This is a genomic window from Allobosea sp. NPDC055594, from assembly GCF_053618995.1.
In genome coordinates this window covers 297,830-319,030 of record NZ_JBSHIO010000003.1, presented here as the reverse complement: position 1 = coordinate 319,030, position 21,201 = coordinate 297,830, and the positions used below count along the sequence as shown (strand labels likewise).

Sequence of the window (21,201 nt, the reverse complement as noted above, 5' to 3'; positions counted from 1 at the left end):
CCTAAAGACATGGCGATGGACGCCCACGAAATCGAGAACATGATCAAGGCGGCGCTGCCCGATGCGGTGGTCGAGATCAAGGACCTCGCCGGCGACGGCGATCACTACGCCGCGACGGTGACCTCGGCCGCCTTCAAGGGTAAGTCCCGGGTGCAGCAGCACCAGATGGTCTATGCCGCGCTGCAAGGCCGCATGGGCGGCGTGTTGCACGCCCTTGCGCTGACGACGGCGGTTCCCCAGAATTAGAACGAATGCATCCAGCGGGCCTTGAACCCGCCCCAGGAGATCAGGACATGACCGACATCAATGCCCGCATCGACGCCGAGGTGAAGTCCGAGGACGTCGTGCTCTTCATGAAGGGCACGCCGCAATTCCCGATGTGCGGCTTCTCCGGCCAGGTGGTGCAGATCCTCAATTACGTCGGCGTGCCGTTCAAGGGCGTCAACGTGCTCGAGGATCAGGAGATCCGCGAGGGCATCAAGGCCTATTCGAACTGGCCGACGATCCCGCAGCTCTACGTCAAGGGTGAGTTCGTCGGCGGCTGCGACATCGCCCGCGAGATGTTCCAGGCCGGCGAGCTGCAGACGCTGCTGGCGGAGAAGGGCATCACCGTCAAGCAGGCGAGCTGACGCTCTCAATTTGTCGAAGCCTTCGAGAGGGCGGCGCATCCGGCGCCGCCCTTTTGCATTTGGCGCCGGGTGGCGGTCTACCGATGCGAGGTCGGAGGCTCACTTCACCAGCAGCCAGTCCTCGACGACCAGCGCGTCGAGGCCCGAGGTGTAGAACATCAGGATCGCATCCTCGCTCGTATGCAGGATCGGCTTGCCCATGATGTTGAAGGAGGTGTTGAGGATCACCGGCACCCCGGTCAGATCGTGGAAGGCCGAGATCAGCGCGTGATAGCGCGGATTGCGCTGCGCCGTGACGCTCTGCAGCCGACCGGTGCCGTCCTCGTGGACGACGGCCGGGACGCGGGCGCGGACCGCTTCCTTCCAGCTCAGAGTGCGCTCCATATAGGGCGTGTCTTGATAGTCCTCGAACCAGTCGGGGCCATGCTCGGCCAGGATCGACGGGGCGAAGGGCCGGAAGGCCTCGCGATACTTCACCTTGGCGTTGAGCAGGTCCTTGGCGTTCGCCGGGCGCGGATCGGCGAGGATCGAGCGGTTGCCGAGGGCGCGCGGGCCGAATTCGGCGCGGCCCTGGACCCAGCCGACGAGCTTGCCTTCGGCGAGCAGGCTTGCGGTCGCGGGCGCGATCTCATCGGCCGCGAGCTTGCGCAGCCGCGGCTCCCAGGCAGCCATCCGCTCGAACGGCTCGGTCGAGACGGTCGAGCCGAGATAGGGGCTCAGCGGTCCCGCCGGCGGGCGCCAGCCGGGATTGGCTTCGGCATAGGCGAGCCAGGCGGCACCGAGCGCATTGCCGTCATCGGCTGGTGCCGAGGGCACATGGACACGGGCGAAACCGTGGCGGCCCGCGATCCTGTCGTTGCAGATCTTGCCATTGAAAGACGAGTTTAGGGCGCAGCCGCCGGCGAGGACGAGGTTCTCGGAGGGGCAGAGCGCCGCCGTCTCGGCCAGCAGCGCCGCCATCATCTCGGCGAAGACGTCCTGTCCGCAGCGGGCGAGGTCGGCCCAGCCCTGATCGAGCGCATCGGCCGGGCGGCGGGAGAGGATCTCGGCGCCGACCTCCCTGACCGTTGTGGCATCGGCGAAGGAGAGCTTGCTGCCCTCGATCCGGTAGAGCCGGCGCAGCAGGGTCAGCAATTCCGGGTCCTGCCGGCCATAGGGGGCGAGCCCCATGATCTTCCATTCCTCGCCCTTGGCCTGGTCGAATCCGGCGAGATCGGTGACGAAGCCGAAATAGAAGCCGATCGAGGCGCGGCCGCTATGGCGCCTGAGCTCGGTGATCTCGCCGTCCCTCAACGCGAAGATCGCCGAAGCGCCGGTTTCGCCCATACCGTCGACCACCAGGCAGGCGGCGTCGCGGAAAGGCGAGGACCAGCAGGCATAGGCGGCGTGGCTGAGATGGTGGCCATAGCGCGTAAGGCCGGTGATCCTCGCCTCGCCGAAGGCCCGGTCGAGCCCGATCAGCGTGCCGATCCCGGCGCGCTGCTGGGCGAGATGGAGCGAGGCGATGAAGGCCCGCTCGGAGCGCTCCGGCACCATGGAGCGGTTGAATTCCGGCGAGAGCTTGAGCAGGGCATCGAGCGTGAAGGCGCCGCTGCGGTCCATCTGCGCGAGGAAGTCGGTGAACTCGGCGCCCCAGCTGGTCGCGAGGCGGATCTCGGCACCGCGCGGAATGTAGCGCCCGAGCAGAGACTCCATCCGCGCCGTGGTGTCCGGCTCGCAATTGGGGGCGCGCTTGTACTGGAGATAGCGCTCGGCCGCTTCCGCGAAGAGCACCTCGCCATCCGGGCCGACGATGGCGATGGCGGGGTCGTGGAAGGTGGTGGCGAGGCCGATCGTGTAGGTCATGTACTCGGGCAAGTGATGGGGTGGCCGATACTTTAACATGAGGGATGTCGAGATTGCGACGTGCCAGCGCTCCTTGCGAGTTAATTTTTGTAGATTTGACGCTATCGTGTTGTATTTGTTTGTATAATTTTATTTTCGTTGACTGAGTATATGATGCGCCTAGGCTGCGTGTCTCCCAAAATTCGCCCGCAGGTCCTGTTTGATGTCGAAATTTCTATTTGTTCTATCTTTTATTTTTTCTGTATTTTCTAACATCTGCCTTGCGCAAGGTATTGTCTCTGGTCATTCCAATTCTACTGCGGATTCGACGGTCGAGCGCGGGGCTGCGTCGCTCGACGATCTCGTGCGCGTGCTCGAGGACGACAAGCTGCGCGCGGATCTGCTCCAGCGCCTGAGGCAACGTCCGCCGGGGCAGGTGGCACCGGCGCAGCCGAGCGAGGCAGGGCTGGCGCAACGTGTCGCGGAATACACCAGAGCGGTGGCCGAGCAGAGCGCCGAGGCGGTCTCGGCAGCGCTGCAGGCGGTGCGGCAGATCGGGACGGTGTTTTCGGGCGATTCAGGGCTCGACATGGTGCGCCTGCGCGATGCCGGGCTGGCACTGGCGCTGGTCGCTGCGGGGCTGTTCGCCAGCTTCCTGGTCGTCAGGTTCGCCGTCGAGGCGGCGCAGGGCAGCCTGGCGAGGCGGGTCGAGCGGGCATCCTGGGCGCCCCGGCTGGCCGCGCTCATCGGCGCGGCGATCCTGGATCTGGCAGGCGTCGCCCTCGCCTGGGGGGCGGGCTATCTGATCGCCCTCCAACTTGTCGGCGGCGCGACCCGCCGCATGACGCTGGACCAGACCCTGCTGCTCAACGCCTTCCTGGTGATCGAATTCGTCAAGGTGGCGATGCGGGCCGTGCTCGAGCCACGGCATCCGGGACTGCGCGTCCTGAGGTTCGACGATACAATGGCGGCGTACTGGTATTTCTGGCTGGCGCGGCTGGTTTCGCTGATGGGCTACACATTCCTGTTCGCGGCACCGGTCATGGCACTCTACCTCCCGACGGCCGCGGCGCAGGCGCTCAAGGTCCTGGTGACGCTGACGGCCCTGGTGATCACGATCATCATCATCCTGCAGAACCGGCACAGCGTGCGCCGCCGGCTGTTCGCGCGGATGGAGGCCGGCCGGCGCGACCTGCTAGCCCGCGCCGGCCACGTCTTCGGGCGCTACTGGCACATCCTCGCCATCACCTATCTCGTCGGCATCTTCCTGGTCTGGCTGGTCAACCCGGCGCGGGCCTTGCCGTTCGTCATGGCTGCGACGGTCCAGTCCGTGGTCGTCGCGCTGATCGGCGGGCTGGTGGTCGCCTTCGTCTCGCGATTGGCCAATGTCGGCGTCCGCCTGCCCGAGGATATCCGCCTGCGCCTGCCGCTGCTCGAGCCGCGGCTTCAGGCTTTCACGCCGCGGGTGCTGCAGATCGTCAGGACCCTGGTCGTCTTCGGTGTTCTTCTCGCCGTCGCGCAGGCCTGGCAGCTGCTCGATTTTGCGGGATGGCTGGCGAGCGCGTCCGGCCAGAGGCTCACCGGTTCGGTGATCGCGGCGGCGCTGATCGTCCTCGTCGGCATGGGCATCTATGTCGCGATGCTGTCCTGGGTCGAATATCGGCTCAATCCCGATTTCGGGACAGTCCCGACCGCCCGCGAAAAGACCCTGCTCTCGCTGTTCCGCAATGCCTTCACCACGGCGCTCGCGGTCCTCGTCCTCATGCTCGCGCTGGGGCAGCTCGGCCTGAACATCGCGCCATTGCTGGCCGGCGCCGGGGTGCTGGGCCTGGCGATCGGCTTCGGTGCGCAGAAATTCGTGCAGGACATCATCACCGGCGTCTTCATCCAGTTCGAGAACGTCATGAACGAGGGCGATGTCGTCGAGGTCGGCGGCAAGTCCGGCGTGGTCGAGCGCCTGACCATTCGCTCGGTCTCGGTCCGCTCGCTCGACGGCACGCTGCACCTGATCCCGTTCTCTTCGGTCGATCAGGTCTCGAACATGATGAAGGGCTTCTCCTTCCACGTCGCCGAAATGGGGGTCGCCTATCGCGAGAGCATCCCCGAGGTGAAGGAGGCGATGGCAGAGGCCTTCGCCAGCCTGCAGGCGAGCGAGCATGGCGAGCGGATCATCGGGCCGCTCGAGATGCAGGGCATCACCGCTTTCGGCGATTCCGCGATCACCGTGCGGGCGCGGATCAAGACCTTGCCGGGCGCGCAATGGGCGGCCGGGCGCGCCTATAACGAGCTGCTCAAGGAGGTCTTCGACCGCCGCGGCATCGAAATCCCGTTCCCGCATCTGACGCTCTATATGGGCGCCGACAAGGCGGGCGCGGCGCCGCCGCTCAACCTTTCGGGGCAACTCGCGCTCGCCGGAGCGTCGGCGGGCAAGCCATAGGCGTCGGGGGCAGAGGTTCCGGCCGGGGCGGCGAATCTGCGGCAGCGAAAGCTCGGCTCAGCGGCCGAGCGCCGTCCGGATCAGGGCGAGAGCCTCGGTGCCGGCCCATTCGGCGGGGCCCTGCAATGTCGCGAGCTCGCAGCCCTGCGGATCGACCAGGAGGCTCACCGGCATGCCCTCCGCCTTCTTGGCGGCGCGCAGATCCTGGAAGACCTTGGCTTCGGGGTCGGCGTAATAGGCGAGGCCGGCGATGTCCTTCTTCGCCAGCCACTCCTTCGGCTTGTCGAGGTTGCGCGTGTCGATATTGACGGTGACGACCTCGAAATCCGGACCGCCGAGCGTCTTCTGGAGCTTGGCCAGCGCCGGCATTTCGAGCAGGCATGGCGGGCACCAGGTCGCCCAGAGATTGACCAGCACGGTCCGCCCGCGCATCGCCGAGAGGCTGGTCGGCTTGCCGTCCGGGCCGTTGAAGGCGAGATCGGGCACGGGCGTCGACTTTTGCGGCACCTGGATGGCGGCGATTTCGCCCTTCACCAGCGGTCGCAGCTCGGCGAGCTTCGTGGTCGCGGCGCTGCAAGTGGAATTGCCGGCCCCGCCCTGCCCGGAGTAGAAGGCGGCCACGCCGCCGAGCGCGACCAGAACCAGCGCGCCGAGGGCCACCGCCATTTTCGAACGAGACGTCATCGTGCGTCCTCAAGAGCAGGAAAGATCGCCGTGAGCAACCGCATGTGGGGTGGGCGTTTCGCCACAGGTCCAGACGCCATCATGGAGGAGATCAACGCCTCCATCGATTTCGACCAGCGCCTGTGGCGGCAGGACATCAGGGGCTCGCTCGCGCATGCGGCCATGCTGGCCGCGACCGGGATCCTGACGCAGGACGACGTGGACGTCATCACCAAGGGACTCAAGGGCATCGAGGCCGAGATCGAGGGCGGGCGCTTCACGTTCTCGCGCGCGCTCGAGGACATCCACATGAACATCGAGGGCAATCTGCGCGAGCAGATCGGCCTCGCCGCCGGGCGCCTGCACACGGCCCGCTCACGCAACGACCAGGTCGCGACCGATATGCGGCTCTGGGTGCGCGACGCGCTCGACCAGCTCGACGAGCAGGTCGCCGGTCTCCAGCTCGCGCTCGCCGAGAAGGCCGAGGCCTATGCGGGGGCGGTGATGCCGGGCTTCACCCATCTGCAATCGGCGCAGCCCGTCACCTTCGGCCATCATCTGCTCGCCTATGTCGAGATGCTGGCGCGCGATCGTAGCCGGCTCAGGGATGCCCGCGAGCGCATGAACGAATGCCCGCTCGGCGCCGCCGCGCTCGCCGGCACCTCCTTCCCGATCGACCGGCACATGACGGCAGAGGCGCTCGGCTTCGCCCGCCCGACGGCGAATTCGCTCGATTCGGTCTCGGACCGCGATTTCGTGCTGGAGACCCTGTCCGCAGCCTCGATCTGCGCGATGCATCTGTCGCGCTTCGCCGAGGAGATCGTGCTCTGGGCGACGCCGCAATTCGGCTTCGTCAAGCTCTCCGACAAGTTCTCGACCGGCTCCTCGATCATGCCGCAGAAGCGCAATCCGGACGCGGCCGAGCTGGTGCGCGGCAAGGCCGGGCGCATCTTCGGCGCGCTGCAGGCTCTGCTGACGATGATGAAGGGCTTGCCGCTGACCTATTCGAAGGACATGCAGGAGGACAAGGAAGGCACCTTCGACGCGGTGCAGACCTTGTCGCTCTGCCTTGCCGCGACCGCCGGCATGGTCCGCGACATGCAGCCGGACCTCAAGGTGATGAAGAAGGCGGCGGGCCTCGGCTACGCGACCGCGACCGACCTCGCCGACTGGCTGGTGCGGGTGCTGAAGATGCCGTTCCGCGACGCGCATCACGTCACCGGGCGCCTCGTCGGCCTGGCCTCGGAGCGTGGCGTCGGGTTGGAGAAGCTCTCGCTGGCCGAGATGCAGCAGGTCGAGCCGACGATCACCGAGGCGGTCTTCGCGGTGCTCGGTGTCGAGCAGTCGGTCAAGAGCCGGGTCAGCTATGGCGGCACCGCGCCCGCCAATGTGAAGCGGCAGGCCAAGCGCTGGCTGAAGCTGCTCGCCAAGGATGCCGGCCGTCAGTCCGGGGCTTGACCCGAGCCTCTACCGCCCCAGTTTCTCGGGCCGGCGCAGCGCCGCGCCCGAGAATGACGCCGGCGAGGCTCGCAAGCCTCGGCGCCATTCGCTACACTGCCGCTCGAACCTAGTCCGAGGATTTTCTTTCGTGCCGCATTCCCGCCTGAAATTCGGCCGCGCCGTTCTGCTGGCCGGCCTGCTCGGACTCGCGCTCGCGGCCTGTGGCCGCAAGGGCCCGCTCGAGGCCCCTCCCAACGCCAAGAACGCCATCGCGCTGCCGGACAAGCAGATCGGCGCCGTGGAGAACACGCCGCCGACCGCCATGGACGCCTCGCCGCTCGGCAAGCCGGCGAAAGCGAGCAAGGCGTTGCAGATTCCCGAGACGCCCTTCGTGCTCGACCCGCTGCTCTGAGCTGACAATGCACCATTTCGCCTATCGCGACGGCGCGCTCTTCGCCGAGAATGTCGACCTGCGCGAGATCGCGGAGAAGGTCGGAACCCCCGTCTATGTCTATTCCTCGGCCACGATCGAGCGGCATTACCGGCTCTACGAGCAGGCGATGGCGTCGATCACGCCCGGGCGGAAGCCGCAGGTCTTCTATGCCATGAAGGCGAACAGCAATCTCGGCGTGCTGAAGACGCTGGCGGGGTTGGGAGCAGGGGCGGACACGGTTTCCGAAGGCGAGATCCGCAAGGCGCTGGCGGCCGGCTTCCCGCCGGAACGCATCGTCTTCTCCGGTGTCGGCAAGAGCGAAGGCGAGCTCGCCTTCGCCGTAGAGGCCGGAATCTACCAGGTCAATATCGAGAGCGAGAGCGAGCTCGACTTGCTGTCGCGCATCGGCGAGCGGCTCGGCCGGCGCCAGGAGGCGGTGTTCCGGGTCAACCCCGATATCGGGGCCGGCGGCCACGCCAAGATCACCACCGGCTCCTCGGCCAACAAGTTCGGCGTCTCCTTCGAGGACGTGCACCGGCTCTACGCCCGCGCGGCCAACCTGGCCGGCGTCCGGATCATGGGACTCGCCGTGCATATCGGCAGCCAGATCCGCGAGACCGGAGCCTTCGAGGCGGCCTATGCCAAGATGCGCGACCTCGTCCTGGCGCTGCGCGAAGAGGGACACCGGGTCGACCGGCTCGATCTCGGCGGCGGCCTCGGCATTCCCTATGAAGTGCCGCGGGATTTCGACCATGGCCCGGGGCTGATCGAAGCCTATGCCGGGATGGTCGGGAAGCTGACGGCGGGCCTCGATGTCGAGCTCGGCTTCGAGCCGGGCCGGCTGATCGTCGGCAATGCCGGCATCCTGCTGACGCGGGTGCTGCATCTCAATCCGCGGCCGACCAAGCAGTTCCTCGTCGTCGACGCCGCGATGAACGATCTGATGCGGCCGGCGATGTACGAGGCCTATCACGAGATCTGGCCGGTCGCGGAGCCCGAGGAGGGCGCAAAGACGGTCGCCTATGACGTGGTCGGGCCGATCTGCGAATCAGGCGACACCTTCACCACCGGGCGCGAGCTGCCGCAGCTCCGGCAGGGCGATCTGATCGCCTTCATGACCGCCGGCGCCTATGGTGCCAGCATGTCTTCGACCTATAACCAGCGACTGCTGGTCGCCGAGGTCCTGGTGAAGGGTGATCAATTCGCGGTGACGCGGCCCAGGCAGAGCTATGAGGAGCTGATCGGCACCGATCGGTCCCCGCCCTGGCTGTCCTAGACCGCGCATGATGATCGCTCTGGCGGCTTCACGATTCCCGGAGCGCCTGTGGGCTGCCGCGCTTCCGCGCTGGTCATGCCATATTCCCGTGCTAGCCTTTGTTCCATATCGGAGGCAGAGGGCCGTATGGCGCGGCCCGGAGCAGCGGGATGAATGACAGGCCGCGCCACACGGCGCTCGATCCGCTCGCATTGATCCGCCGCAGGCTCGATCGCCTCGCGGTGGTGGCACGACTGTCGCTGGCCTGGGAGCGGCTCTGGCCGCGGCTCTGGGCACCGCTTTCCGTCGCCTTCGCTTTCCTCGCCGTTTCCTGGCTCGGGCTCTGGCTGCATCTGCCCTGGTGGGGCCGGGCTGGAGGCGCGCTTCTGTTCGCCGGCGCCTTTCTTGCGAGTTTCTGGCCGATCGTCCGCGACCGTTGGCCGGGCCGGCGCGAGGCGCTGGCGCGGCTCGACCGCTCGGTGGCGGGCGGCCATCGTCCGGCGACGGCGCTCGAGGACAGCCTCGCCGTCGGTGGGCGCGATCCGGTCTCGCAGGCGCTGTGGAAGCTGCATCTGCAGCGCCAGAGCGAACATGTCGCGGCGCTGAAGGTGAGCGTGCCTCGGCCGCTGATGGCCGCACGGGACCGGCGCGCATTGCGCGCCGTGCCGCTGCTCGCGGCGGTCACCGGCTTCTTCGTCGCCGGCCACGAGGTCTGGCCCCGGCTCTCGGCGGCTTTCGACTGGCGCGGCCCGGCCGCGGCGACGGCGCCGGCGCGGATCGATGCCTGGATCGATCCGCCGGCCTATACGCGCCTGCCGCCGATCCTGATCGATTTCTCCAGGCTCGCCAGCCCGCGCTTCAACGTTCCCGAGAAGTCGACGGTGGTCGTGCGTATCGCCGGCCGCAGCGCCATGGACGTCGCCACGACAGGCCGGCTCGACGCGCTGCCGGCTGATGACAAGGCGGCGCCGGCCGGCGCCGGCCCAAGCGGGGCTGCCAGGTCAGCCGAGCCTACCGTCGCGGTCGTCGAGAAGCGCTATCTCCTCGCCGGTGACGGCACGCTGCGCATCACAGGCAGCGGCGCCCCGGAGCAGACGCTGAGCCTGCACGCCGTCATCGACGCCAAGCCCGAGATCGCTTTCGTCGATGCCCCCAAGCCCGTGAGCGGCGTGCAGGGTGGGCTCGGGATCGGCTACCGCGCCAAGGATGATTACGGAATCGCGGCGATTGAGGTGATCGTCTCGCGCGCCGGTCCGGTCACGAGCGGGCGTTCTCTGGTCGAAGCGCCGAAGCAGAGCCTGCCGCCGCCATCCTCCGCCTCCGGTGAGGAGGAGATGAAGAGCACGGTCGATTTTTCGGCCCATCCCTGGGCCGGCGCCAAGGTCAATATGAGCCTGCTGGCGCGCGACGAGGCCGGCCAGGAGGGCCGTAGCGAGACGCTCGAAGTGGTTCTGCCGCAGCGCGTCTTCACCAAGCCGCTGGCCAAGGCGCTGGTCGAGGAGCGCCGCCGTCTGGTGATGAATGTCGAGACCCGCAAGCGCGTTCAGCTCGCCATGGACGCGCTGATGATTGAGCCCGAGCGCTTCATGAAGGAGACCGGGGTCTATCTCGCCATGCGGATGATCGGCGAGCGCCTGCGCCGTGCGACGAGCGACGATCAGCTGCGCGAGACCGCCGACCTGATGTGGGGGCTCGCCTTGCAGCTCGAGGATGGCGATCTCTCCGATGCCGAGAAGGCGCTGCGCGCCGCTCAGGAGAACTTGCAGCAGGCGCTGGAACGCGGCGCTTCCGAGGAGGAAATCCGCAAGCTCACCGAGGAAATGCGGCGGGCGATGGATCGTTATATGCGCGAGCTCGCCCAGCAGATGCAGCGCCAGCAGCAGAATGGCGAGCAGAACCAGGCGCAGCTGCCGGAGAATTTCCGCTCGGTGACGCCGCGCGACCTGCAGAACATGCTCGACCGGATCGAGGAATTGTCGAAGCGCGGCGATCTCGCCGAGGCGCAGCGGCTGATGGAGGAGCTCAACAACCTCCTCAACAATCTCAAGACGGCAAGGCCCGGCCAACAGGATCCGCGCCAGCGCGAGATGAACCAGGCGCTCGGCGATCTCGACCGGATGACGCGCGAGCAGCAGCAGTTGCGTGACGAGACCTATCAGCAGGAGCAGCAGCGCCAGAACCGGGCCCAGCGTGGCCAGCGGCCGGGCCAGCAGCAGGCCCGCCCCGGCCAGCAGCGCCAGCAGGGCCAGCGTGGGCAACGCGGCCAGCAACCCGGCGAGCAGGGCGACGAAGGCGAGGGCGAGGACGGCCAGAACGCCGAGGGCGGCCAGGGCCAGGGGCAGGGCCTGTCGCAGCGTCAGCAGGCCCTGCGCGAGCGCCTGCAGGACCTCCAGCGGCGCATGCGCGGCATGGGCGCCGATCCGGGGGAGCTCGGCGAGGCCGAGGAGGCGATGCGCGAGGCGGAGGGACAGCTCGGCCAGGGCCAGGAAGGCGAGGCCGTCGATGCGCAGGGACGGGCGCTCGACGCGCTGCGCAAGGGCGGCCAGAACCTTGCCCAGCAGATGCAGGGCCAGCCCGGCGAGGGTGAGGGCAATGACAACGCCTTTGGTGAGCCCGATGGGCGCCCGGCGGGGCGGCCTTCAGCCCAGCAGCGCACCCGCGACGACCCGCTCGGCCGGCCGCAGCGCCAGCGCGACTGGGCCGATGGCCGGGTCCGCGTGCCCGGCGCCGACGAGAGCGCGACGCAGCGCGCACGGCGCATCCTCGAGGAGCTGCGCCGCCGCCTCGGCGATCCCTCGCGGCCGCTGGAAGAGCTTGACTATCTCGAACGCCTGCTGCGGCGGAACTGAGCGCTGCGCCTCGTCGTCATGCTCGGGCTTGACCCGAGCATCCTCGGCCGAAGGAGGCACAGGTCGGCGCCCCCAAGTCAGGCACTCCTCGGGTCTGCGCTTCGCTTCATCCGAGAATGACGACGAGTTTCCCGCTCCAACGGCGCGACTGATCGGCCGGCGGGATATCCGACCGCGTTATCCCCGTCCCGGAAAACCGGTGCATGATGCCCGCAGCCATGGGGAGCGCCGTCATGTCGATGAAGGGATCGCGAAGCCGCAGGAAACCCGCCGCGCCGGTGCCGGCCGAAGAGGTTCCGGCCCAGAACGTGCCGGTCGCCGAGCCGGACCTCGCCGTGACGGTGGCGCGGCTCGCCCGGCTCGCCCCGGTCGGCAAGGCCGAGATCATGGCGAACATCGCGCTGCATTTCGAGCGGCTCGCCGTCCAGGCCGAGGTCACGACGCGGCTGCGCCTCTGCCATTTCCTCGCCCAGGCCGCGCATGAGACCAACCGTTTCCGGACGCTCGAGGAGCAGGGTGGGGCGACGCAGTTCGCGCGCTATGAAGGGCGCACGGATCTCGGCAACAGCGAAGCCGGGGATGGGGCGCGCTATCATGGCCGTGGCGTCTTCCAGCTGACCGGCCGGGCCAACTACCGGCGTTATGGCCGGATGCTGAACGTCGATCTCGAGGGCCGGCCGGAGCTCGCGCTCGATCCGCGCATCTCGATCCAGATCGCCTTCGCCTATTGGCGCGACCGCAACCTCAACGCCGCCGCAGACCGCGACGATGCGGCCCGCGTCACGCAGCTGATCAATGGCGGCGCCAACGGTCTCGCCGACCGCCGGCAATTGCTGGCGACGGCGAAGGGCATCTGGGTTTAGACCGGGCAGCCAGTCCAGGGGCCGAAACCGATCAGGATCGGCCTCGGCCGCGATAGCTCGGAATCCACGCGGTCGGCTTAAAGCTTTCGCAAGGGCAGGCGTCGATAAGCTGCGCAGCTATCGCCACCTGCCGCAGAGTGTGCCTTGCCGCTGGACTACCATTCGCTGCTGACGGCCTTCGCCCTTTCCGGTTGCGGATTGGCGATCACCTTTTTCGTAAGCTGGTTGGCCTCCAGAACGGAACGCTTCCTGATCGCCTGGACTTTCGGCGTGGCGTTCATGGCGCTCGGCGTGCTGATCTACAGCTGGTACGCGCAGACCATGGTGCCGGCCATTGGCGCCGCCGGATACACGATCCTGCTGACCGGCCTCGCTTTCGTGTTCGGCGCCGGCCGTGAGTTCCGCACCGGCGTCCTGCCCTGGCGCAGCATGGTCGTCATGGCGGTGGTGTCCTCCGTCGCCATGGCCGTCCCGATGCTGGCCGGCTACAACGGCGCCGCCATCGTCATGCTCAATGTCGCAGCGACGGTCATTCTTCTGATCACGGCCTGGGATTACTGGCTCGGCCGCGCCGAAGCCCGGTTGGCCATTCCGCTGCTGACGGTCCTCTACGTGCTGACGGGGCTCTCCTTCGTCCCCTGCGCCGTCCTGCTGCTGCTGGATGGCGAATGGCGCCTGTCGCAGGCTCCATCGAACTGGGCCGAAGACCTCAACATCGTCATCTGCCTGCTCACCCTGTCCGGTATCGGCGCGCTTTCCCTGGCGCTGAACCAGGCGCGGCTGGCGCGCGGCCATAAGCGCGATGCCGAGACCGATCCTTTGACCGGCCTGCTCAACCGGCGGGCGCTGCTCAGTCGCCTCTCAGGCGACGTCAGAGGTCCCGCGGCATTGATCGTTTTCGACATGGACCACTTCAAGACGACCAATGATGTCCATGGTCATCTGGCGGGCGACGAGGTGCTGCGAAGCTTCGGGAAGATCCTGGCGCTGACCAGCCGATCGCAGGGGCTCGCGGCGCGGCTCGGCGGCGAGGAATTCGCGCTGCTGTTGCCGGGAGCCTCGCTGATCATGGCGGCAAATCTCGCCGATGGCGTGCGCAGGCGCCTCGCCAAGCGCAATTTCAGCGGGAATGGTGGTTCGTTTGCGAGCACGGTCAGCGCCGGCGTCGCCTGGTCCGAAGAAACCGTTCTCGATTTCGAGGCGCTTCTGCACGATGCCGACAAGGCGCTCTATGCCGCCAAGCGGAATGGCCGCGACCGTGTCGTGCGTGCGGGCGACACGGAACCTCCGGCCAGCAGCCGGCCATTGCCGGAGGGGCGGCGCGGTGTCGTCGAGCGCGTCCGGCTCAAGGTCGGCTAGATCGCCGCGCGTCCGTCCGGACCCGGTTACGGTGATCGATCTTTTTGTTATCGCATCGGCCTGCGGAAGCCGATGCGAAACAGCCGCACTGCTCAGCCGTGCCCCGCCTTCAACGCCTGGTCGAGATCGGCATAGAGGTCCTCGACATCCTCGATGCCGGTCGAAAGCCGCAGCAGATCGGGCGGGCAGGGTGAGCCGGCGCCCTCGATCGAGGCGCGATGCTCGATCAGGCTCTCGACGCCGCCGAGCGAGGTCGCTCTCTTGTAAAGTTCGACGCGAGCCGCTGCGGCAACGGCCGCCTGCTCACCGCCGCTGACCTGGATCGAGAGCATGTAACCGAAGCCGCCCTGCATCTGGCGCGCCGCGATGTCGTGGCCGGGATGCTGCGGCAGGCCGGGATAGAGCACGCGCGAGACCAGCGGATGGGCCGAGAGCTTCTGGGCCAGCGCCATGGCCGAGGCCGACTGGCGCTCCTGCCGGACATGGAGCGTGCGCATGCCGCGCATCAGGAGATAGGCCTCGAACGGGCCGAGGATGCCGCCCTGCATCTTGCGGACGGTCTTGACCCTGCCCCAGAACTCGTCGTCCTCGGCGGCGCAGAGCGCACCGGCGACGACGTCGGAATGGCCGTTCAGCACCTTGGTCGCGGCATGCATGACGATGTCGGCGCCGAGGGTCAGCGGCCGGGTATGGACCGGCGAGGCACAGGTCGAATCGACCGCGAGCTTGGCGCCGGCGGCGTGGGCGATCTCGGCGGCGGCGGCGATGTCGGTGATGGTCCAGAGCGGGTTCGACGGCGTCTCCGCCCAGATGAGCTTGGTGATGCCGGGCTTCACGGCCGCCTTCAAAGCGGCGAGATCGTCGGTCTCGACGAATTCGATCTTCAGCCCCCAGCGCGTCGCCTCGGTCAGGAGCCAGGCCCGCAACGCCCAGTACATCACCTTGGAGGCGACGACATGGTCACCCGGGGAGAGCGCCTGGAACACGGCGGTCGCCGCGGCCATGCCGGAGCTGAACAGCAGGGCGCCGGCCTTGGCCTCCTCGAGCATGGCGAGCACGGCCTGCGCCTCGTGCACCGTCTCATTGTCGGGACGGCCATAGACGAAGCCCGAGGAATAGGCGTTGTCCGCGTCGCGGATATAAGTGGTGGCGACATGGATCGGCGGCACGACCGCCTTGGTCAGCGGGTCGACCTTGCCCATGGCCTGGGCGGCGAGCGAACGGGGATGCAGCGGGCGCTTGGTCATCGGCGATCCAGTTTCCACTATGAGAGACAATTCATCTCACTGTCTTTGCTGCGGTGCAATAGACTCGTCTTGCGAGGAGCGCAGGGATACCCCATCCTTGCCGCATGAGCACACAGACCGATAGCGCCGATCGTCAGCCGGCAGTGTGGCTGGCCCTTCTCATCGCCATCCTGCCGGTGGTCGCAGCGTCGCTGATCGGCAGCGCGGCGACGGTGCCGCAGATCCCGGGCTGGTATGCCGGGCTCGCCAAGCCGCCCTTCAACCCGCCGAACTGGCTGTTCGCCCCGGTCTGGACCGTCCTGTTCGCGCTGATGGGCCTCGCCGCCTTCCGCGTGCTGCGCCGCCCGTCAGGCACGCTCGGTCGCGGCCGGGCGCTGCTGGCCTATCATGTCCAGCTCGCGCTCAATCTCGCCTGGTCCTGTGTCTTCTTCGGGCTGAACAGCCCGGCGAGCGGGCTCGTCGTCATCGCCCTGCTGATCGCCGCGATCATCTGGACGATCAGGCGCTTCGCGACCCTGCCGGACCGGTTCGCGGCCTGGCTGCTCGCGCCCTATCTCGCCTGGGTCTCGTTCGCCGCGGTGCTCAACCTCTCGATCTGGTGGTTGAACCGCTGAAGGCGGAGAGTTGCTTCAATCGATCGAGCGTTCGATCACCCGCATCACGGTCTCGCGCAGCTCGGCGATGGTGAAGGGCTTGGCCATCACCTCCGCGACGATGGTCTCGAGGCTCTTGGCGCGCTCGCGCTGCTCGGCATAGCCGGTCATCAGCATGATGGTGAGGTCGGGAAACTCGCGCTTCGCGGCGAGGGCGAGCGCGATGCCGTCCATCAGGGGCATACGGATATCGGTGAGCACAAGGTCGAACCGGCCCTGTTCGGCGGTCAGGATCTCCAGCGCCTCGGCGCCATCGCCAGCCATCATGCAATCGTGCCCGTCCATGGCGAGGCCGCGCGCGACGAGCATGCGCAGGGTCTCCTCGTCATCGACCACGAGAATGCGCGACATGGGTTCAGATCCCCGGCAAGCCGGCCTGGTCGGCGGTCTCGATCACGCCGACATAGGGGAGTTGGCGATAGGAATGGGCGACGTCCATGCCGTAGCCGACGACGAAATAATCCGGGCATTCGAAGCCGACATAATCGGCCTTGATGTTGACGGCACGCTTGCCCGGCTTCTCCAGCAGGACGGCGCTGGAAACCTTGGCCGCACCGCGCGCCGCCAGCAGGTCCTTGGCGAAGGCGAGGGTGCGGCCGGATTCGAGGATGTCGTCGACGAGCAGGACCTGGCGGCCGCGGACATCGCTCTGCACGTCGCGCAGGATCTCGACCTGACCGGAGGAGATGGTGGCGGCCCGGTAGCTGGAGAGATGGACGAACTCGACCTGGGGCGCCATGCCGGCGCGGTGCATCGCGCGGATCAGATCGGCCACGAACATGAAGCTGCCCTTCAGCACCGCGACGACCAGCAGGTCGGCGGGCGAATCAGCTGCGATCGCCGCAGCCATCTCGGCGTTGCGGGCGGCAATGGTCGCCTCGTCGTAGAGCACCCGGATACGCTGGGACGGCGGCATGGTCTGGCATTCCTTCCGGGCTCCGGCGCCCGCTAGCGCCGCCCCATGATCGCGGCTGAAACTGGACCTATCGATAACGCCGGAGCGCGGATAATTGAAGTCCGCCACGGCAATGTGGTGGGGGAATCACCGAGCGCTGGCGAGCGTCGCCTGGGCGAGCGGCCCGAAACGGACCTGTACCGAGCGGCCGTTCTCGGGCGGTGCAGCCAGCCGCGCCCGGAAGCGGACCAGCTCCGCCGGCTCGAGTACCGGCCGCGGAGGATCCGCGGTCCAGGTGTAGAGCACCTGGCCGGCCTCGTCCTTCACGGCGACCGTGATCGGCGGCAGCTTCGTCTTCTCGCGGGTGATGTTGGTGACGTCGCCCTCGACAACCAGGAAGCGCCCCTGCGCATCCTGCACGAGTTCGCTCTCGACGGCACTGAAGGCGAGCCCGCGCAGATTGACGGGCAGGCCGAGCCTTTCATAGAGCGCGGCAAATTGCGGCAGGGTGCGCACCACTGCGCCGCGCTGCCAGAGAGCCAGGCCGAGGACGCAGACTCCCGCGAAGGCGATGGCGGCGGGCGTGCCGAGCGGCAGGCGCCCGGCCGGCCGGAGCCTTTCGAGCCAGCCTTTCGCCGCAGGCTTGCGGCGTCGTCTCGTCGGCGCGGTGGTCGGCGCCGTCGCGGCGTCGCTGCGTTCGGCGGCGAGCGCCGAGACGCTTTGTTCGATCTCGGCGGCCTGGCGCAATTCCTCGGCCAGCAGTGCGTTGGTCTCGTCCTCGCTGGGGGCGCTGGGAAAATCCTGGGCCGCGATCTCGCCGAGATCGGCTTCCGGCTCGGTCGCTGGCTCTTCCGCCTGCCGAGGCTCGGGCGGGGGCGCGGCCAGTGCCGGGGCCTCGACCTGCCAGGTCGTCTGGCAGGACGCGCAACGGACCTTGCGCCCGGAAGGGCCGATCTTGGCCTCGTCGAGCTCATACCGGCTGGCGCAGGAGGGACAGACGATCAGCATGGTCTTGGGGCGGTCGCTCCGCGCGGCGTTGGTCTGCAGCCGGCTGGAAGGCGCGGCGATGATGTTCGAACCTCCTCGGTTCCGGGCGGCGCGCAAGCGCCGGCATGCCGGGAGGCGGTTCGTCCAGTCATTGGCGCAATTTATGGTTAACGTCGCGTAAAGCGGGTGCTTTCAGGGGAAGAATTGCGGGGAGCGACGGCATGACCCTTCCCGCGGGCGGCCGCTCCGGGTGTAGGATCGCGCTGCGGCGAGACCGGCGAAGCGCGATTCGGCGGGTTACGGGATAGGAGCAGAGTTGGTTCGGTTCGAAAATGTCGGGCTGCGATACGGTATGGGGCCGGAGGTGCTGAAAGACATCAATTTCAGCATCGCGCCGCGTTCGTTCCAGTATCTGACCGGGCCTTCGGGAGCCGGCAAGACCACGCTGATTCGGCTGATCCTGATGGCGCTGAAGCCGACGCGCGGCCTCGTGCACCTCTTCGGCCAGGACGTCTCGCGGCTCGAGGCGACGACGCTGACCGATTTCCGGCGCAAGATGGGCGTCGTCTTCCAGGATTTCCGCCTGCTCGACCATCTCACCGTCTACGAGAACGTCGCCCTGCCGCTGCGCGTGCTCGGCAAGGAAGAGGCCGGCTATCGCGCCGAGGTCGTCGAATTGCTGCGCTGGGTCGGGCTCGGCGAGCGCATGCATGCGGTGCCCTCGGTTCTGTCCGGTGGCGAGAAGCAGCGCGCGGCGATCGCCAGGGCGCTGATCTCGCGGCCGCAGCTGCTGCTTGCCGACGAGCCGACCGGCAATGTCGATCCGGGGCTGGGCCGGCGCCTGCTGCGCCTGTTCATGGAGTTGCAGACGCTCGGCACTGCGGTTGTGATCGCGACACATGACCTTGCGCTGATGGAGCTCTATGACGCACCGCGCCTGGTGCTTGCCGACGGGCATCTTCATGTCGACGCCTGACCGGGGCGCCGAGCCGGCCGAGCACGAGGAGGGCGAGGAGTTCGCCCGGCCGCGATCGCGGTTGCCGGATAATCTGCGGCGCGATCAGCCGCTGGTCCCGGTCGACACGGTCGCCGGGCGTGCCCTGGTCGTGGTGATCGCGATCCTCACCTTCCTGGCCGCGCTCAGTGCCGGTGGTGCCTTGATGGCGGCGCGGGCTTCGGAGCAATGGCGCGGCGCGGTCGCCAACGAGATGACGATCCAGGTCAGGCCCGATCCGCGCCGCAATATCGAGGCCGATCTCGCCCGGGCCGTCGAGCTCGCCCGTGCGGTTCCGAGCGTCGCCGAGGTACGGGCGATGCCACGGGCCGAATCGGACAGGCTGCTCGAGCCATGGCTCGGCGCCGGGCTCGATCTGATCGAGCTGCCGGTGCCGCGCCTGATCGTGCTGCGCCTCAATGCCAGCGTGGCGAACGACCTCGTCGCCTTCAGCCAGACATTGCGGCGCGAGGTGCCGAGCGCGACGCTGGACGATCATCGGCTCTGGGTGCGCCGGCTTTCGACCATGGCGAACACGATCATCGTCGCGGGCGTCGGTGTGGTGATGCTGGTGCTGGTGGCGGCGGCGCTCGCCGTCGCCTTCGCCACGCGCGGTGCGATGGCTGGCAGTCGCGACAGCGTCGAGGTGCTGCATCTGGTCGGCGCCGATGACGAGTTCATCGCCCGAGAGTTCCAGAACCGGTTCATCACGCTAGGGTTGCGGGGCGGCGGCGCCGGTGGATTCGCAGCCGTCATCGTCATCGCGCTGCTCGGCTGGCTGGCTTCGGCCTGGAGCGCGACCCCGGAGGCAGATCAGTTGCAGGCTATGTTCGGCGCCTTCGAGATCGGCTGGTCGGGCTATGGCGTCGTCATTCTGGTTGCGGCAATCGTTGCCGCCATTGCCGGTCTCGTCTCTCGGGTGACGGTTCGGCATTATCTGCGGGCGATGTCGTGATGTATTGCAAGGGGGGGCCTGCGATCATGCCGCTATTGCGCCCGAATGGGCGAGTATCTTGCAGTGGTCATGGCGATGATCGCAGCGAGGCCAGCTCATCCTACGCGTGCTGAGGGCGATGTGGCCGATGCGCGCGCCATCGTGACGAAGGCGTCGTTCCGCCGCAGGCTGGGACGTGCGCTGCTTTGGCTCGCCTTGCTGGGAACTCTGGCGCTTGTCGCCGGCTATGTGCATTTCGCGATGCGCCTGGCCCAGAGCGAGGCCAGGGCGCCGCGAACCGACGCGATCGTCGTGGTGACCGGCGGTGCCCAGCGCGTCGGCGACGCGATGGGGCTGCTGCATGCGGATCGTGGTACGCGATTGCTGATCAGCGGCGTCAATGAGCGGACCGGGCGAGAGGAGCTGGCGAAGCTCAACCCACGGGCGCGCGAGGTGCTGACATGCTGCGTCGATCTCGACTATCGCGCCCGCAACACCATCGGCAACGCCATCGAGACGCGGCGCTGGATCCGCCAGCACGGCTTCCGCTCGCTGCTGCTGGTGACCTCCAATTACCACATGCCGCGCACCATGCTGGAATTCAATCACGCCATGCCCGGCGTGCGGATCGTGCCCTATCCGGTGGTCACCGACCAGGTCGACGTCACGGCCTGGTGGAAGGACTGGCACACGATCAGGCTGCTGGTGCCTGAATATGCCAAATACCTGGTGGCCTTCCTGCGCAGCCTGGTCGAGGACGATCCCGAAACCTCGCGGCTTTCGGTGATCATCGGCGGACGCAAGCCGGTTTCGCCCAAGCCGGGGGACCAGATGGGACCGGAGCAGGACAAGCGTTCGCGCTCCGCGGGGCAGGTGCCGGGCGCCTGAGGCCGCGGTGCTCTTGACGGGCGCGCGCCGGCGAGGTTCTTGCCCCGCATGCTCGTGCTCCGCTCGCTCCTCTTCAATATCGCCTTCTACCTCAACCTCGCCTTCTGGCTGGTCTGCGCCATGGTGACCATGGTGTTGCCGAAGCGCTTCCTGCTCGGCGTCGCCCTGAATTGGGCGAGCAGCTCGCTCTGGCTGATGCGGGTGATCGTCGGCACGCGTTGCGAGATCAGCGGCATCGAGAACATTCCGCCCGGCGGCATCATCATGGCGGCGAAACACCAGTCGGCCTGGGAGACCTTCGCGCTGATCACGGTGTTCCGGAACCCGGTCTACATCCTGAAGCGCGAGCTGACCTGGCTCCCCTTCTTCGGCTGGGCGCTGCTGAAGATGAAGATGATCCCGGTCGATCGCAGCGCCGGCAGCCGCGCGCTGCAGATGGCGACGCGCCGGGCCAAAGTTGAGCTCGGGCAGAATGGGCGGCAATTGCTGATCTTCCCGGAGGGGACGCGTCGCCCCGTCGCCGCCCCGCCCGCCTACAAGTTCGGCGTCGCCCATCTCTATGGCGAGCTCGGCGTGCCCTGCGTGCCGGTCGCGCTCAATGCCGGCCTGTTCTGGCCGCGGCGCTCCTTTCTGCGCCGCCCGGGGACGATCCGCGTCGAGATCCTGCCGGCGATCCAGCCCGGCATGGACAAGAAGGCCTTCCACATGCTGCTGCAGGAGCAGATCGAGGGTGCCACCGACCGTCTGGTCAGCGAGGGCCGGGCCGAACTCGCCCGCCTCGGCGTGCCTGCTCCTGTCAGTCCGCGGCAGGAAGCGACGCGCAATGGCTGATTGAACTTGACAGCAGCGTC

General features: G+C 67.7%; 20 protein-coding genes. 14 read left to right on the top strand and 6 right to left on the bottom strand.

Annotated elements, in window-relative coordinates; translation table 11 throughout:
* Positions 1–9: 9 nt before the first annotated feature.
* Together ACWGRX_RS08670 and grxD are read left to right on the top strand one after the other, a co-directional pair.
* Complete coding sequence (locus ACWGRX_RS08670; RefSeq protein WP_291637664.1) at positions 10–246, top strand: BolA family protein; 237 nt, start codon at positions 10–12, stop codon at positions 244–246.
* Positions 247–293: 47 nt separating this feature from the next.
* On the top strand, positions 294–629 hold the full coding sequence (gene grxD, locus ACWGRX_RS08665; RefSeq protein ID WP_291637666.1) for a Grx4 family monothiol glutaredoxin: 336 nt from the start codon (positions 294–296) through the stop codon (positions 627–629).
* Positions 630–728: 99 nt separating this feature from the next.
* Here grxD and ACWGRX_RS08660 read toward each other — a convergent pair whose 3' ends face one another.
* Positions 729–2,474 (bottom strand): carbamoyltransferase family protein, encoded by a 1,746-nt coding sequence (locus tag ACWGRX_RS08660; protein ID WP_452117354.1) that lies wholly within the window; start codon positions 2,472–2,474, stop codon positions 729–731.
* Between the two features lie 349 nt (positions 2,475–2,823).
* Here ACWGRX_RS08660 and ACWGRX_RS08655 point away from each other — a divergent pair, with 349 nt between their 5' ends.
* Entirely contained in the window at positions 2,824–4,890 is a 2,067-nt protein-coding gene (locus ACWGRX_RS08655) for a mechanosensitive ion channel domain-containing protein (protein ID WP_452117212.1), read from the top strand.
* Positions 4,891–4,947: 57 nt separating this feature from the next.
* Here the strand turns inward: ACWGRX_RS08655 and tlpA are convergent, their stop codons facing one another.
* On the bottom strand, positions 4,948–5,574 hold the full coding sequence (tlpA, locus tag ACWGRX_RS08650; RefSeq protein WP_452117211.1) for a thiol:disulfide interchange protein TlpA: 627 nt from the start codon (positions 5,572–5,574) through the stop codon (positions 4,948–4,950).
* A 30-nt stretch (positions 5,575–5,604) separates the two neighbouring features.
* On the opposite strand from tlpA, the gene argH reads away from it, so the two are divergent.
* The 6 genes from argH (at position 5,605) to ACWGRX_RS08620 (ending at position 13,752) form a co-directional block, all read left to right on the top strand.
* A complete protein-coding gene (argH, locus tag ACWGRX_RS08645) occupies positions 5,605–7,011 on the top strand; it encodes an argininosuccinate lyase (RefSeq protein WP_452117210.1) in 1,407 nt (468 codons plus the stop codon).
* A gap of 130 nt (positions 7,012–7,141) precedes the next feature.
* Entirely contained in the window at positions 7,142–7,405 is a 264-nt protein-coding gene (lptM, locus tag ACWGRX_RS08640; RefSeq protein ID WP_291645758.1) for an LPS translocon maturation chaperone LptM, read from the top strand.
* A gap of 7 nt (positions 7,406–7,412) precedes the next feature.
* Positions 7,413–8,702 carry a diaminopimelate decarboxylase gene (lysA, locus tag ACWGRX_RS08635; RefSeq protein ID WP_452117209.1) on the top strand — a complete coding sequence of 430 codons (1,290 nt, stop codon included), beginning with the start codon at positions 7,413–7,415 and terminating at the stop codon, positions 8,700–8,702.
* Between the two features lie 149 nt (positions 8,703–8,851).
* Entirely contained in the window at positions 8,852–11,530 is a 2,679-nt protein-coding gene (locus ACWGRX_RS08630) for a TIGR02302 family protein (protein ID WP_452117208.1), read from the top strand.
* A 233-nt stretch (positions 11,531–11,763) separates the two neighbouring features.
* Complete coding sequence (locus tag ACWGRX_RS08625) at positions 11,764–12,393, top strand: glycoside hydrolase family 19 protein (protein WP_452117207.1); 630 nt, start codon at positions 11,764–11,766, stop codon at positions 12,391–12,393.
* Between the two features lie 144 nt (positions 12,394–12,537).
* Positions 12,538–13,752 carry a GGDEF domain-containing protein gene (locus ACWGRX_RS08620; protein ID WP_452117206.1) on the top strand — a complete coding sequence of 405 codons (1,215 nt, stop codon included), beginning with the start codon at positions 12,538–12,540 and terminating at the stop codon, positions 13,750–13,752.
* A gap of 92 nt (positions 13,753–13,844) precedes the next feature.
* Here the strand turns inward: ACWGRX_RS08620 and ACWGRX_RS08615 are convergent, their stop codons facing one another.
* Entirely contained in the window at positions 13,845–14,999 is a 1,155-nt protein-coding gene (locus ACWGRX_RS08615; protein ID WP_452117205.1) for a trans-sulfuration enzyme family protein, read from the bottom strand.
* A 104-nt stretch (positions 15,000–15,103) separates the two neighbouring features.
* On the opposite strand from ACWGRX_RS08615, the gene ACWGRX_RS08610 reads away from it, so the two are divergent.
* Positions 15,104–15,613: a TspO/MBR family protein gene (locus ACWGRX_RS08610; RefSeq protein ID WP_452117204.1), complete on the top strand. Its 510-nt coding sequence runs from the start codon at positions 15,104–15,106 to the stop codon at positions 15,611–15,613.
* 15 nt (positions 15,614–15,628) lie between these two features.
* Here the strand turns inward: ACWGRX_RS08610 and ACWGRX_RS08605 are convergent, their stop codons facing one another.
* The 3 genes from ACWGRX_RS08605 to ACWGRX_RS08595 all read right to left on the bottom strand — a co-directional run bounded on the left by ACWGRX_RS08605 (position 15,629) and on the right by ACWGRX_RS08595 (position 17,651).
* Complete coding sequence (locus ACWGRX_RS08605) at positions 15,629–16,003, bottom strand: response regulator (RefSeq protein WP_452117203.1); 375 nt, start codon at positions 16,001–16,003, stop codon at positions 15,629–15,631.
* Between the two features lie 4 nt (positions 16,004–16,007).
* On the bottom strand, positions 16,008–16,568 hold the full coding sequence (gene hpt / locus ACWGRX_RS08600; RefSeq protein WP_291637694.1) for a hypoxanthine phosphoribosyltransferase: 561 nt from the start codon (positions 16,566–16,568) through the stop codon (positions 16,008–16,010).
* A gap of 126 nt (positions 16,569–16,694) precedes the next feature.
* Entirely contained in the window at positions 16,695–17,651 is a 957-nt protein-coding gene (locus ACWGRX_RS08595) for a zinc-ribbon domain-containing protein (RefSeq protein WP_452117202.1), read from the bottom strand.
* Between the two features lie 199 nt (positions 17,652–17,850).
* Here ACWGRX_RS08595 and ftsE point away from each other — a divergent pair, with 199 nt between their 5' ends.
* The 4 genes from ftsE to ACWGRX_RS08575 all read left to right on the top strand — a co-directional run bounded on the left by ftsE (position 17,851) and on the right by ACWGRX_RS08575 (position 21,181).
* Positions 17,851–18,510 carry a cell division ATP-binding protein FtsE gene (gene ftsE, locus ACWGRX_RS08590; RefSeq protein WP_291637698.1) on the top strand — a complete coding sequence of 220 codons (660 nt, stop codon included), beginning with the start codon at positions 17,851–17,853 and terminating at the stop codon, positions 18,508–18,510.
* Complete coding sequence (locus tag ACWGRX_RS08585; RefSeq protein WP_291637700.1) at positions 18,497–19,483, top strand: cell division protein FtsX; 987 nt, start codon at positions 18,497–18,499, stop codon at positions 19,481–19,483. Before ftsE ends, ACWGRX_RS08585 begins: the two co-directional genes overlap by 14 nt.
* Before the next feature lie 120 nt (positions 19,484–19,603).
* Positions 19,604–20,350, top strand: a complete 747-nt coding sequence (locus ACWGRX_RS08580; RefSeq protein WP_452117201.1) for a YdcF family protein — start codon at positions 19,604–19,606, stop codon at positions 20,348–20,350.
* A 48-nt stretch (positions 20,351–20,398) separates the two neighbouring features.
* Positions 20,399–21,181: a lysophospholipid acyltransferase family protein gene (locus ACWGRX_RS08575; protein WP_452117200.1), complete on the top strand. Its 783-nt coding sequence runs from the start codon at positions 20,399–20,401 to the stop codon at positions 21,179–21,181.
* Positions 21,182–21,201 lie beyond the last annotated feature (20 nt).